This is a genomic window from Caballeronia sp. LZ065 (assembly GCF_031450975.1).
Classification (GTDB): Bacteria; Pseudomonadota; Gammaproteobacteria; order Burkholderiales; family Burkholderiaceae; genus Caballeronia.
This window is the reverse complement of record NZ_JARUXV010000001.1, coordinates 1787656-1799738: the sequence shown is the minus strand read 5'-3', so window position 1 is coordinate 1799738 and position 12083 is coordinate 1787656. Positions and strand designations below refer to the sequence as shown.

Here is a 12083-nt window from a genome sequence, read left to right as displayed (position 1 = left end):
CGCGTAATCGAAACGACATCGCCTGAAATCATCCTAAACCCTTTCGAATTTTTTTTCACGCACTTGCGTCGTTCATTTGCTTCGCAGAATTACTAGCTTGGTGAGTCATTTTCGTTCACCTACAATCATCATCCCAATGTCGCGCATGTGCCTATCCTCTTGCTCGACACGCACCCTGCCTGTTCGCTTCCCCGCGCTCTTTTGCACATCGTCACCGCGCCTCTCCGCCATCTTTTTTCAGCGGCGTCCTACTCGCGTTTCTTCACTTACGCGAACGCGGTGTGCACGGATGCAAAACCTGCAATGCCGGCGATAACCGTTCCGCATGCAGGGTGATTTCACGATGATGAAGCGCTTCATGCGAGCACCAGTTCGAGCTCGCCGATGCGGTCGATCGAACCATGCAGCATCGCCGGTCCATCCACGCGATACGCGCCCGTGTACGAGCCCGTCGTGATGGTCCAGAACGGTTCGACAGTCAAACCCATGCGCGAGCAATGGTTGACGAGCCAGAGCAGCAACTCGCGAGGATCGCCCGCCGGATTGCCGAGCGCCGCCGGCGCGATGGACATGCCGTCGAGCGTGAGTTCGATGCGCGGTGCAAGAAAGTCGAAGCCGGGTGCGACGACGTCGTAAGGCTCCATCGCCGAGACCACGAGCGCGCCGTTGTTCTGCGAATCGGCGAGCTGCGCGAGCGGGTCGAGATTGGGCCACTGGGTGAAGCGGCTGTCGACGACTTCGAGCGCCACCGCCACGCCGCCAATGGCGCCCATCACCTCCTCGCGCGCATAGGGTTCGCTGCGTGCTGGCAGCGAATAGGCGAAGCGGAAGGCGATCTCGAGTTCGACCAGCACGCGGAAGAACGATTCGAACGGCAGCCGCGCCGGTGATGCGTGCACCAGCGCGGCGTCGATGGGCGCACCGTTGGCCAGCGCGTCCGGCGCACGCGCGCCGATCTTCCAGGCACCGATGCGGGCCTCCGTCTCGCGCAGCATCTCGTGCTGGATGGCGTAGGCGGTGGGCGCGTCGGCGGGAATGTCGGCGGGCTCCAGAACCTCGATCAGCCGATGCTGGCGGCGGGCTTCCGCAAGCTTCGCAGCGAGTGTCGATCCGGTCATGTCGGTATCCTCGTTATGGGCGGTCAAGCATGCTCACCAGTGTACGGGTTACCGGTTCGACATGGCTGGCGCATGACACGATGCCCGAGGCGCCGGATCAGGCGAGCCTCAGAACGTCTCCCAGTCGCCGCCCGTATCGGCTGTGACCTTTGCCCGGGGCGCCGAGGCCGGCTTCGGTACCGCCTTCGTTGCAAGTTTTGGCGCGGGCGAAGTCACCATCCTGGTGCGCGGCGCGGCAGGCGTCGACTGAGCAGCAAGCGGCGCGCCCTCCGCCACTTGAAACACCGCGACGGCCTGTCGCAAGCGCCCGGCCTGATCTTCCAGCGATTGCGCCGCGGCCGCCGCCTCCTCGACGAGCGCCGCATTCTGCTGCGTCACCTCGTCCATCTGGGTGACCGCGCGCGACACCTGCTCGATGCCGCTCGATTGTTCCTGCGACGCCGCCGCGATCTCGCCCATGATGTCGGTCACGCGCTGCACCGCGCCGCTGATCTCGGCCATCGTGCGGCCGGCTTCGTCGACGAGCGCGGAGCCGGTCTGGACGCGCGCCACGGAGGTATCGATCAGTTCCTTGATTTCCTTCGCCGCCGCCGACGAGCGTTGCGCCAGACTGCGCACCTCGCCTGCCACGACCGCGAAGCCGCGTCCCTCCTCGCCGGCGCGCGCGGCTTCGACCGCCGCGTTCAGGGCCAGGATGTTGGTCTGGAACGCAATCCCTTCGATGATCGTGATGATGTCCGCGATCTTCGATGAGCTGCCGTTGATCTCGCGCATCGTGTCCACCACCTGGGTCACGACGGCGCTGCCCTTGCCCGCGATCGCCGACGCGTTCGCCGCGAGCGTGCTCGCCTGACGCGCGTTGTCGGCGTTCTGGCGGACGGTGCCGGTCAGCTCTTCCATGCTGGACGCGGTTTCCTGCAGCGCGGACGCCTGTTCCTCGGTGCGCGAGGACAGATCCGTATTGCCCGCCGCGATTTCCTGCGTGGCGGAGGCGATCGACTCGCTGCCCGAACGCACGCTGCGCACCGTGTCGAGCAGGCTGGCGCGCATTCTCGCGAGCCCTGCGAGCAGTTGCCCCATTTCATCGCGCGAGGTCACGACGACTTCACGTCGCAGATCGCCGGCGGCGATGGCGTCGAAGTGGCCGAGCGCGGCTTCCAGCGGCCGCGCGATCGCACGCCGCAGCGACACCCACGCGAACGCGGCCGCCGCGACGCCGAGCGCCAGCGCGCCCAGGCTCCACGCGCGGAACCACAGGAAGCGGTTTTGCGCGGCTTCGTAACTCTGCTTCGAGGACTCGGTGAGAAACGCGCGCAGGGCTTCATTGGCCGTCGCGAGTTCGTTGTAGGTGACCTGCATCGCCTTGGCGCTGGCGATGATGACGTCGTGATCGTTCGCCATGACGGCCGCCACGCCGCGGTCGACAATGCCTTGCAGCGCCAGACGCTTGTCCTGCGCGGCGTCGGCGAGCCGTTTTTCTCCCGGCGAGAGCGGCAGCGAGGTGTATTGCTTCCAATAGGCGTCGGCGCGGTCGCGCATCAGGCGCGATCGCTCGACCGTGGAGGCGACTTCCGGCGTGCCTGCCAGCAACGCGGCGCGATCGAAGACGAGGCGTTCACGCGCCGCGTACATTTCCGCGTTGCCGACGGCGATGGCGGCGGGCATCTGCACCGAATAAGTCGCGAGAAACGCGCCGTTCGAGTGGCTCATGCCGACGAGCCCCAGCGCGCCGATCGCGATGAGCAATGCGCCCAGAAACGCCATCGCGATGCCCAGGCGCGCCTTGATCGTCAAACCCTGTTTCATTGAGTGGTCCCCGTGCCGCCCGAAAGCGGGTTGCCCGGCCGCCTGACGGCGGGCGCGTGCGGGTGGCCGCTGCGCCCCGGGGAAAGCGCGTGCGGCCGATGCGCGCCCTCTTGACCGTTGATTGCCGGCTGCGCCGCCGGGGCGCAACCGTTCCAGACGTAAACGGCGTCAGGGCGCGGTCACTTGAGAGGATTGTGTCGTATGAAACAAAAATGGCGCGTAAAACGCGCCATTTTTCAGCAGATACTGAATAATTATGCGGAAATTTCACTGCGGTGTGGAATCGACGGCTGAGCACCTTCGCGCGTCACTGCAATTGCCGCGGCGCGTTGACCGAAGGCGATCGCGTCGCGCACCGCCGTGCCGCGCGCCAGCTCGGCCGCAAAACCGCCGATGAAGGTATCCCCCGCGGCAGTGGTGTCGATGGCCTCCACGCGGGGGGAAGCGAGATGGACGCCCGCTTCGTCCTCGCCATCCAGCAGCGCGAGCACGCCGTCGGAACCGAGCGTCACGATCACATTGCGCGCGCCCTTGGCTTTCAGCGTCTGCGCGGCGCGGCGCGCGTCTTCCGCGGAGTTGATCGCGACGCCCGACAGCGTCGCGGCCTCGTGTTCGTTCGGAATCAGATAGTCGATCAGCGGAAACCAGTCGGGCGGCAGCTTGCGGGCCGCGGGCGCCGGATTGAGGATGGTCGTGCGGCCGAGACGGCGACCGGCGGCAAGCGCGGCGCGCACGGTGTCGAGCGGCGTTTCGAGCTGGCACACGATGAGGTCCGCCGCGGCGATCAACTGCTCTTGCGCCTCGATGCTCGCCGGCGTCACGAGCGCATTGCTTCCGGCCACGATGACGATGGCGTTCTGGCTGGCGTCGTCGACGACGATCAGCGCCACGCCCGTCGATGCGCCGGCGCTCGTCGCGAGCGCGCTGCAATCGATGCCTTCCGCCTCGAGACTCTGCTTGAGGATCGCGCCGTTCGGATCGTCGCCGACGCAGCCGATCATCGCAACCTGCGCGCCCAGACGCGCGGCGGCAACCGCCTGGTTGCCGCCCTTGCCGCCTGCCACCTGCGCAAACGCGTGGCCGGCGAGCGTCTCGCCCGGCTTCGGCAGACGCGGCGCGCGCGCCACGAGGTCCATGTTGAGACTGCCGACCACGGTCACGCGCCCGGTCTTGTTCGTATCGCCTGCTTTGGCGCTTTCGCCCATCATGCTTCCCTGGTTGACCGGCGTGGCCGGCTGGATCAGGCCCGGACGCTGCGCGATTTCGGCACCACGGCCGTGGATTCGCGGCGCACCAGGCGCGGTGGCACCACGCGGCGGCGCGTCGTACCGGTGAGCTTGCCCGTGATGCGTTCGATCAGCGTCTGCGCGGCCATCTCGCCGAGCGCGCGAACCGATTGCCCGACCGTCGACAGCGCCGGGTAGGTGTAGCGCGACAGTTCGACATCATCGAAACCGATGATCGAGCAGTCCGTCGGCACGTTGATGTGACGCTCGGCCGCCGCCCGCAGCGCGCCGATGCCCATCATGTCGTTGCACGCGAAGATCGCGGTCGGCTTCATGCGGTCGAACAGCTGCGATGCGGCAGCATAACCGCCGGTCGCGGAAAAGTCGCTTTGCTGGATCGCGTGCGGCTCGATTTCGATGCCGCGCTCGGCCATCGCGCGGATGAAGCCGTGCAGACGCATGGCGGACACGGCGGTCTGCACGGGCCCGGTAATGCAGCCGATCTCCGAATGCCCGAGTTGCAGCAAGTGCCGGGTCGCGATATACGCGCCCTTTTCGTGATCGATCTGGACGAGGTCCGCTTGCACCCCCTCGATGTTGCGATCGACGATCACGAGCGGCTCGCGCGCGCCCGCGAGGCACTGCGCCAGCACCGAATCCTCGCCCGCCGAGGCGATCACCAGGCCGTCGATGCGCTTTTCCTGCAAGACGCGCAGATAGCTGCGCTGCTTCGCGGGGTCGTCGTCGGAGTTGCAGAAGAACACGCAATAGCCGTTCTTCGCGCAGCCGTCCTCCACGCCGCGTGCGAGTTCCGCGAAATACGGATTCGTCGCGTTCGGCACGAGCAGGCCGATGGTCGCCGTCGAACGCGCCTTCAGCGAGCGCGCCACCGCCGACGGCACGTAATCCAGCTCACGAATCGCCCGCTCCACCTTCGCCCGCACGTCGGCCGAAACCGGCCGTGAATTGTTCACTACGTGGGATACCGTCGTGAACGACACCCCGGCAATGGCTGCCACGTCTTTGATCGTCGCCATACATCGTCCTTCGCTTTGCTTTGGTCCAACTGCTCTCTTATTGGTCGTAAGGCGGGCGGCGCCGGCAGCTTCCGCTGCTCGCGCCGCACTGTTTCCCCGCGCCCTGCCTGCTTTCCGTCACTTCTCCGGCGCCCTTTCGCAGGTACGCGAACGTTTGTTCGCCGGAGTTTCAAGTCCCGACTCGAGCCGCTTCTCCACCCCGTGCGGAGCGCGAGCCGTCGCCGTCCTGCCCTTGCTGCCTGCCCTTGCTGTCTGCCTTTACCTGCCTCAAACGCGCTTGCGACGGCTGCGGTAAGTGTCGAGCACCACCGCCACCACGATCACCGCGCCCGTAATGATGCGCTTGGTCGGCTCGTTCGCGCCGATTTGCGCCAGTCCCGCCGCGAGCACCGAGATGATCAACACGCCGAAAAACGTGCTGATCACCGAGCCGCGCCCGCCCATCAGGCTCGTGCCGCCGATCACCACCGCCGCGATCACCTGCAGCTCCACGCCGGCGCCCGCGTTCGGATCGGCGGCTTCCAGACGCGAGATCTGGAACAGCGCCGCCAAGCCCGACAAGGCGCCCATCAGCGCGAACACGATCACCTTGTACGGCCGCGGATTGACGCCGGCGAGCCGCACGGCCTCTTCATTCGTGCCGATCCCTACGAGATATCGGCCAAAAACCGTCCGGGTCAAGACCAGATGCGCAATTATCATCACGACGACGGCAATCAGGAACGCCGGCGAGATGCCGAAGGCGATCGGATTCGACAGGAAATCGAACGCTTCGCCAATGTACGCCGTGCGCGAGTTCGTCATCTGATAGGCGAGTCCGCGCGCGCCTTCGAGCACGCCAAGCGACACGATGAACGACGGAATCCGCCATGCCACAGTCACGAGCCCGGTCACCGCGCCCGTCAGCGCGGCGGCCGCGAGCCCGATCAGCGCGGCCGGAAGCGCGGGCCAGTGCCACCTGAGCGCGGCCACGCTGACGACCGATGCGCCCAGCGCCAGCACCGAACCCACCGAGAGGTCGATGCTCGCGATGATCAGCACGAAGGTCATGCCGATCGACATCACGACCAGATCCGGAATCTGGTTGGCGATCGTGCTGAACGTGTCGTAGGTCAGGAAATGCGAGCTCAGCACGGAAAACAGCGCGATCATCGCGGCGAGCGCGCCCGCCAGACCCAGGTAATTCGACAGCCCGAGCCGCGTGCCGACGCCTTTCGCGCTCTTCGGTGCATCGGCTGGAAGGTTCGCTTCGCTCATTCAATGCTCCACGTTGTCTTCGGGCGCCTTCGCGTCGGGCGCGATCGGCTCCTGCAGCAGGGCCTCGCGCCGCGCGTAGCCGGAGAACGCCGCCGCCAGCAGCGCGTCCTGCGACCAGGTCGCGCGCTCGAACACGCCCGTCATGCGTCCCGCCGACATCACGCCGATCCGGTCGCAGATCAGCATCAGTTCGCGCAGATCGCTCGACACCACGACCAGCGTGCGGCCTTCGCGGGTCAGCGCGCCCATCAGGCCGTAGATATCGAACTTTGCGCCGACGTCGATGCCGCGCGTCGGTTCGTCGAACAGCAGCACCGGGCAGTCGCGCGCGAGCCAACGGCCGATCACGACCTTCTGCTGGTTGCCGCCCGACAACTCCGACACCGCCTGCGCCGGTCCCGAGGTGCGGATGCGCATCGCCTCGATCTGGCGTTGCGCGAGCGCGGCTTCCCGGCGCGTGTCGACCACGCCGTGACGCGCCACCGCACCGAGATTGCCCAGTGAAACGTTGGCGGCGATGGGCAGGCTCAACAGCAGCCCTTCGCCCTTGCGGTCCTCCGTGATCAGCGCGATGCCCGCCTTCACTGCATCCGACGGCGACTGCACGTTCACGCGCTGCAACGGCTGTCCGGCGCGCGCCACCGACACCTGGCCCGCGTCCGCGCGATCCGCGCCGTAGATGAGGCGCATCAGTTCCGTGCGGCCCGCGCCGATCAGACCGCTCACGCCAAAAATCTCGCCGGCGCGCACCTCGAAGGACACGTCGCGCACCACCGTGCCGCGTGTCATGCCCTCCACTTTCAGCGCGACATCGCCGATGCGGCGTTCGCCCAGATCGATGCGCTCGCCGATCTCGCGTCCGACCATCAGCGTGACGAGCCGGTCGCTGGTCAGGTCCGCCATCGGTCCGAGGTGCACGAGACGGCCGTCGCGCAGCACGGCGGCCCGCTCGGCGATGCGCCGCAATTCCTCCAGCCGGTGCGAGATATACACGAGCGCAACGCCGCGCGCCTTGAGCCGCTCGACCTGCTCGAACAGCAGATCGACTTCGCGCGCGGTGAGCATCGCGGTGGGTTCGTCGAGGATCAGCACGCGGCAATCGCCGATCAGATTGCGCGCGATCTCCACCATCTGCTGATGACCGATGCCCAGGCTGCCGACCAGCGTATCGGGATCGATGGCATCGAGCCCGACTTGCGCCATCGCGTGACGCGCGTCCTGCGCGAGCGTGCGCCGGTCGATCCAGCCGAAGCCGCCCTTGCGCGGCAAGCGGTTCAAGAACAGATTCTCGGCGACCGACAAAGTGGGCAGCAGGTTCAGCTCCTGCATCACCATGCGCACGCCGAGCGCTTCGGCGTCGGAACGGCTGCGCGGGGCGTAGGCCTGGCCCGCGAGGGTCATGGTGCCGGTGGTCGGGTCCGTCAGTCCGCCGATGATCTTCGACAGCGTGCTCTTGCCCGCACCGTTCTCGCCGGTCAGCGCGAGCACCTCGCCCGCGTTGAGCGACAGCGACACGTCCGCCAGCACCGGCTCGACATAAGTCTTGCCGATGCCCGTCACCGTCAGCACGTGCGCGTGGGTTGCGTCGCTTGCGTCGTTGGATGGGCTCATGACTGCTTCCAGGCTTCGCTGTGCATCTTCGCTTGAGGTCCCGCGCGGTTCGCGTGTCGCTCCTCAGGCACGCCGCGCGCAGTCTGACGGCAGGTTCGCCCGTAGCTTATCGGCACGGCGGCGGCAAACTTGAGGCCGGATGAACGCGAAACGGCGCTTTCAGCACCGTTTCGCCGCAGACGAAACCGCTTCACTTCGTCACGAGATCGACGGGCGTCTCCACCACCTGCGACAGTTCCGACTGCTTCTTGTGCTCGGCGATCGCCTTCAACGCAACGTCGATGCCGAACACCGCCTGCTTCGCGGCGTATTGGTCGGCGGTGGCGAGCACGCGGCCGTCCTTGAGCATCGGCTTGATCGCGCCGATATTGTCGAAGCCCACCACCTGCACCTTGCCGGCCTTGCCCGCCGCGCGGATCGCGGAGACCGCGCCGATCGCCATGTTGTCGTTGTCGGCGAGCAGCGCCTTGACGTTGGGGTTCGCATTCAGGATCTGCCCCGCGACGGCATTGCCCTTGTCGATCTCCCATTCGCCCGATTGCAGCGCGACGATCTTCATGCCGCCCGCATCCATCGCGTCCTTGAAGCCGGCGCTGCGCATCTGCGAGTTGGTCGTGGTCGTCACGCCTTCGATGATCGCGACTTCATCGCCCTTCTTGAGGCGTTGCGCCAGGTAGTCGCCGACCTTGCGCGCGCCCTTGCGGTTGTCCGGTCCGACGAAGGGCACGTTCAGGTCCTTCGACTTGAGCACGTCGGGGTCGAGCCGGTTGTCGATGTTGACCACGATGATGCCCGCATCCGTCGCCTTCTTGATGACCGGCACGAGCGCCTTCGAATCCGCCGGCGCGACGACGATCGCATTCACCTTGGAGACGATCATCTGCTCGATGATGCGGATTTGCGCGGCGGTGTCGGTCTCGTCCTTGATGCCGTTGGTAATGAGATCGAACTTGGCGGGATTGTGAGCCTGATAGTCCTTCGCGCCGTTTTCCATGGTCAGGAAGAACTCGTTGGCGAGCGACTTCATGACGAGCGCGACCTTCGGCTTGCTGGCCGCCTGCGCGAACGCTGAAGTGGAAGCAAACGGCAGGATGGAAAAGGCAGCGAGCGCGACGGCAGCCGACAAGACACGCCGGCGAAGGGTTCGGTTCATGCGGATCTCCAGTGCTTTTTTGTGGTTTGTCTGGTTTGTGCGTGAAGCAGCGAACGCGGCAGCGAACGCGAGCATGACGTCATGAACCGCGCACGGGACGTGAAAGGAGAATGTACGCGCCAGGCCCGATTCAACGCTCTCAGCGCCGGTTTCAACGTTTGCTCGCCGTCGATTCTCGTTGCAGAGGCGCGCGAGGTCAATCGGGCTTACGTGTAGAACATGCGTTCGTGCGCCGTGGTGCCGGCGTTGACCCGTAGTCAGACCAGCGGCCAGCCTTCAGAGGTCCTTGACCGACTGTCCCTCGACCTTTTCATCGATGATGTCGCGCGCGTAATCGATGCCCGCGCGCGTGGCATCGATCGGGCTCTCGAACGGCTCCTGGTCCGGCACGCCGAACATGACCGTGCGCCCGCTGTCGCCATGCGCGCTGCGCGCGATCGTCACGACGATGTCGAAGTGGCGCGGGCCGTCGTCCGGTTCATCACGGTCCTTCGCGCGGCGCAGGGCCTGCACCTTGATCTCGAAGCCCTTGTAATGGTCGGAAAGCGGCGTGGACATGATGCGTCTCCTTGGAGGGTGCGGTCGGCACGATCATACGTCGGCGGTTTTTCAGGCGCCTCACGGCTAAACACTTTGCGACGAAAGCCTTTATCGCGCTTGATGAAAGTCATCTGCAAGGTGGCAAGGCGCATGCCCGTCGGCTCGTCTGGCGCGTCTCCTGATTTCACCTTACGCCATACACCGTTCAAATTCGGTTTGCCATAATGCGCGGGCTGGAGCGTGTTTCAAAGAACGAGTCGTCGAAGAATAACCGTCAATCAGATCAGGGAGCATCTCATGACTATTCGAACCACCGCCGTCGCCGCCGTCCTCGCCGTGCTGAGCCTCACCTTCGGCGCCAATGCGGCCTTTGCTGCGAACAGCCAGCAGACCAAGATGGGCGACTGCAACAAGCAGGCGGGCGACAAGAAAGGCGACGACCGCAAGGCGTTCATGAAGAGCTGTCTGTCCGCCGCGCCCGCTGCGGCCTCCGCGCCGATGACGCAGCAGCAGAAGATGACCGCGTGCAACCAGCAGGCGTCCGGCAAGAAAGGCGACGACCGCAAGACGTTCATGAAGACCTGTCTCAGCAACAAGGGCTGAGCGAGCCGCCCCTGTTCCTCGCGCCGCGCTGCATGCGCGGCGATTCTCTCTTGCCAGCGTCTCACTTATTTACGCTCGATACGCGCTGTTATTGCACTGCACCCAAGTTGATGATTCGCACCGTCGTCTTTTTCTCATAAGATGGCGCGAGGCGGCCCCCTCACCCATACAAGCAGAAGCCATCGGCCGCCGCCGTTTCGAGCGGAGCGCAAGCCCCGCATGGAGGCTTTGGATGGCATGGAGACACAAGAACCGCTGGTTCCGGCGCTGGCTCGTGGCAATCACGTTCTGGTTCGTGCCGGTGCTGATCGTCGCGGTCAATGAAGTGCACGAAGAGATGGCCTACAACAGCGTCGATCTTCAAAAGGCCCTCTCCACCTGGGAACTGACCGACGCGCAACGCGCGGCCGGCGCCGCGGCCCGCTGCCACGGCGCCCCCGACGAGGCGCGCGCCGCCGGCTGCCCCGCCGACATCCTTGCCGCGAACGCCGGCAAGCATCAGGAAGCGCTCGATGAATACGCGCATCGCAAGGCCACACTGGCCGACTATCTATGGCATGCGTTTGTCGGCTACTGGATTGTTCCGGCCGCCTTTCTGCTCGTCCTTGGCGTGCTGATCGGCGGCATCAGGCGCGCGTTGCGCCGGCCTTCGAGCACGTCGGCAAAAGCTTCGGACACCGCTACGGCCGCGCCCGCAAGTGTTGCTCCCACGAAAGTAAAAACGACAACCCCGTCCTGAATACGGGTCGGGTACGGTCGTTGCTACTGCTTGATGCGGTCTTGTCGCAACATTGCGCGGCAACATCGCGAAATTAATGCTCGCTTGCGAGGCGTCATTCGGGCGAAAGCTCCGCCTTGCATTCCACTGGTCGAAACATCGTCCAGCCAGAGCTTACAGTCGCGATACGGCGAGCAATGTGCGTCATTTATGACGCTGGAACGGGGCAGGAAAGCGGATTCGTAGCGCGCGTCGCCGTCAGGCGACGCGCGAACCGAATGCTGCAAAGCCTGAAAACCCGCGTCCGGCAAGGTTTCGAGCCTGTGCACGGAGAACCGTGCCGGTTTGCGGCCGTGCTATAACTTGTGTGTTTCACCCTCCCGCTCTATGGGGTTTCCACATTTCACGATGGAGAACAATGATGCAAAGACGAAACTTCATGCTCAAGTCCACCGCTGTTCTGGCGCTGGGAGGCCTTGCGCTTGCCGGTTGCACGACCAACACCAACTCGGGCGCTGAACAGTCCGCAGGCGCAGCGGACCAGCGCCGCTCCATCGACGCCGATGTCGACAGCACCATCCAGCGTCTGTATGCGACCGTCGGCGGCTCGCGCGAGCTGGTCGCGAAGTCGCGCGGCGTGCTCGTGTTCCCGCAGGTCCTGCAGGCGGGCTTCATCGTTGGCGCCCAGTACGGCAAGGGTTCGCTGCGCGTGGGCGGCAGCAGCGTCGGCTACTACAGCACCACGTCCGGCTCGTTCGGCCTGCAAGCCGGCGCGCAATCGAAGGCGCTGATCTTCCTGTTCATGACGCAGGACGCGCTCGACAAATTCCGCAACTCGGACGGCTGGTCGGCAGGCGCGGATGCGTCCGTCGCACTCGTGAAGATGGGCGCGAACGGCGTGATCGACACCACCACGGCCACCGCGCCGGTCGAAGCCATCGTGCTGACCAACGCCGGCCTGATGGCCGATGTCTCGCTCCAGGGCACGAAGGTCTCGCGCCTGAAGTTCTAATC

The 12083-nt window shown here is 65.4% G+C and carries 11 protein-coding genes; 3 read left to right on the top strand and 8 right to left on the bottom strand.

Annotated features, from left to right (window positions below):
- Positions 1-356: 356 nt before the first annotated feature.
- The 8 genes from QCE63_RS08295 to QCE63_RS08260 form a co-directional block, all read right to left on the bottom strand.
- Positions 357-1118 carry a hydratase gene (locus QCE63_RS08295; RefSeq protein ID WP_309832266.1) on the bottom strand — a complete coding sequence of 254 codons (762 nt, stop codon included), beginning with the start codon at positions 1116-1118 and terminating at the stop codon, positions 357-359.
- 108 nt (positions 1119-1226) lie between these two features.
- Positions 1227-2924, bottom strand: a complete 1698-nt coding sequence (locus tag QCE63_RS08290; RefSeq protein WP_309832265.1) for a methyl-accepting chemotaxis protein — start codon at positions 2922-2924, stop codon at positions 1227-1229.
- Positions 2925-3178: 254 nt separating this feature from the next.
- A complete protein-coding gene (rbsK, locus tag QCE63_RS08285; RefSeq protein WP_309833734.1) occupies positions 3179-4129 on the bottom strand; it encodes a ribokinase in 951 nt (316 codons plus the stop codon).
- Between the two features lie 35 nt (positions 4130-4164).
- Positions 4165-5187 (bottom strand): LacI family DNA-binding transcriptional regulator, encoded by a 1023-nt coding sequence (locus QCE63_RS08280; protein WP_309832264.1) that lies wholly within the window; start codon positions 5185-5187, stop codon positions 4165-4167.
- A gap of 267 nt (positions 5188-5454) precedes the next feature.
- Entirely contained in the window at positions 5455-6444 is a 990-nt protein-coding gene (locus QCE63_RS08275) for an ABC transporter permease (protein ID WP_309832263.1), read from the bottom strand.
- The gene (locus tag QCE63_RS08270; protein ID WP_309832262.1) at positions 6445-8055 is read right to left on the bottom strand and encodes a sugar ABC transporter ATP-binding protein; all 1611 of its coding nucleotides are present in this window, start codon (positions 8053-8055) and stop codon (positions 6445-6447) included.
- Between the two features lie 190 nt (positions 8056-8245).
- Positions 8246-9208: a sugar ABC transporter substrate-binding protein gene (locus tag QCE63_RS08265; protein WP_309832261.1), complete on the bottom strand. Its 963-nt coding sequence runs from the start codon at positions 9206-9208 to the stop codon at positions 8246-8248.
- A gap of 276 nt (positions 9209-9484) precedes the next feature.
- Positions 9485-9766, bottom strand: coding sequence for a hypothetical protein (locus QCE63_RS08260; RefSeq protein ID WP_309832260.1), 282 nt, complete (start codon positions 9764-9766; stop codon positions 9485-9487).
- A 279-nt stretch (positions 9767-10045) separates the two neighbouring features.
- Here QCE63_RS08260 and QCE63_RS08255 point away from each other — a divergent pair, with 279 nt between their 5' ends.
- The 3 genes from QCE63_RS08255 to QCE63_RS08245 all read left to right on the top strand — a co-directional run bounded on the left by QCE63_RS08255 (position 10046) and on the right by QCE63_RS08245 (position 12081).
- Positions 10046-10351 carry a PsiF family protein gene (locus QCE63_RS08255; RefSeq protein WP_309832259.1) on the top strand — a complete coding sequence of 102 codons (306 nt, stop codon included), beginning with the start codon at positions 10046-10048 and terminating at the stop codon, positions 10349-10351.
- A gap of 232 nt (positions 10352-10583) precedes the next feature.
- Positions 10584-11090 (top strand): hypothetical protein, encoded by a 507-nt coding sequence (locus tag QCE63_RS08250; protein ID WP_309832258.1) that lies wholly within the window; start codon positions 10584-10586, stop codon positions 11088-11090.
- 400 nt (positions 11091-11490) lie between these two features.
- Positions 11491-12081, top strand: a complete 591-nt coding sequence (locus tag QCE63_RS08245; protein ID WP_309833733.1) for a YSC84-related protein — start codon at positions 11491-11493, stop codon at positions 12079-12081.
- The last annotated feature ends 2 nt before the right edge of the window (positions 12082-12083 follow it).

What these genes read in the sequence shown, in the direction of transcription:
- rbsK (WP_309833734.1), bottom strand. Translation starts at nt 4,129, where the DNA reads ATGGGCGAAAGCGCCAAAGCAGGCGATACGAACAAGACCGGGCGCGTG.
- QCE63_RS08250 (WP_309832258.1), top strand. Translation starts at nt 10,584, where the DNA reads ATGGCATGGAGACACAAGAACCGCTGGTTCCGGCGCTGGCTCGTGGCA.
- QCE63_RS08245 (WP_309833733.1), top strand. Translation starts at nt 11,491, where the DNA reads ATGCAAAGACGAAACTTCATGCTCAAGTCCACCGCTGTTCTGGCGCTG.
- QCE63_RS08270 (WP_309832262.1), bottom strand. Translation starts at nt 8,055, where the DNA reads ATGAGCCCATCCAACGACGCAAGCGACGCAACCCACGCGCACGTGCTG.
- QCE63_RS08295 (WP_309832266.1), bottom strand. Translation starts at nt 1,118, where the DNA reads ATGACCGGATCGACACTCGCTGCGAAGCTTGCGGAAGCCCGCCGCCAG.
- QCE63_RS08280 (WP_309832264.1), bottom strand. Translation starts at nt 5,187, where the DNA reads ATGGCGACGATCAAAGACGTGGCAGCCATTGCCGGGGTGTCGTTCACG.
- QCE63_RS08265 (WP_309832261.1), bottom strand. Translation starts at nt 9,208, where the DNA reads ATGAACCGAACCCTTCGCCGGCGTGTCTTGTCGGCTGCCGTCGCGCTC.
- QCE63_RS08275 (WP_309832263.1), bottom strand. Translation starts at nt 6,444, where the DNA reads ATGAGCGAAGCGAACCTTCCAGCCGATGCACCGAAGAGCGCGAAAGGC.
- QCE63_RS08290 (WP_309832265.1), bottom strand. Translation starts at nt 2,924, where the DNA reads ATGAAACAGGGTTTGACGATCAAGGCGCGCCTGGGCATCGCGATGGCG.
- QCE63_RS08255 (WP_309832259.1), top strand. Translation starts at nt 10,046, where the DNA reads ATGACTATTCGAACCACCGCCGTCGCCGCCGTCCTCGCCGTGCTGAGC.
- QCE63_RS08260 (WP_309832260.1), bottom strand. Translation starts at nt 9,766, where the DNA reads ATGTCCACGCCGCTTTCCGACCATTACAAGGGCTTCGAGATCAAGGTG.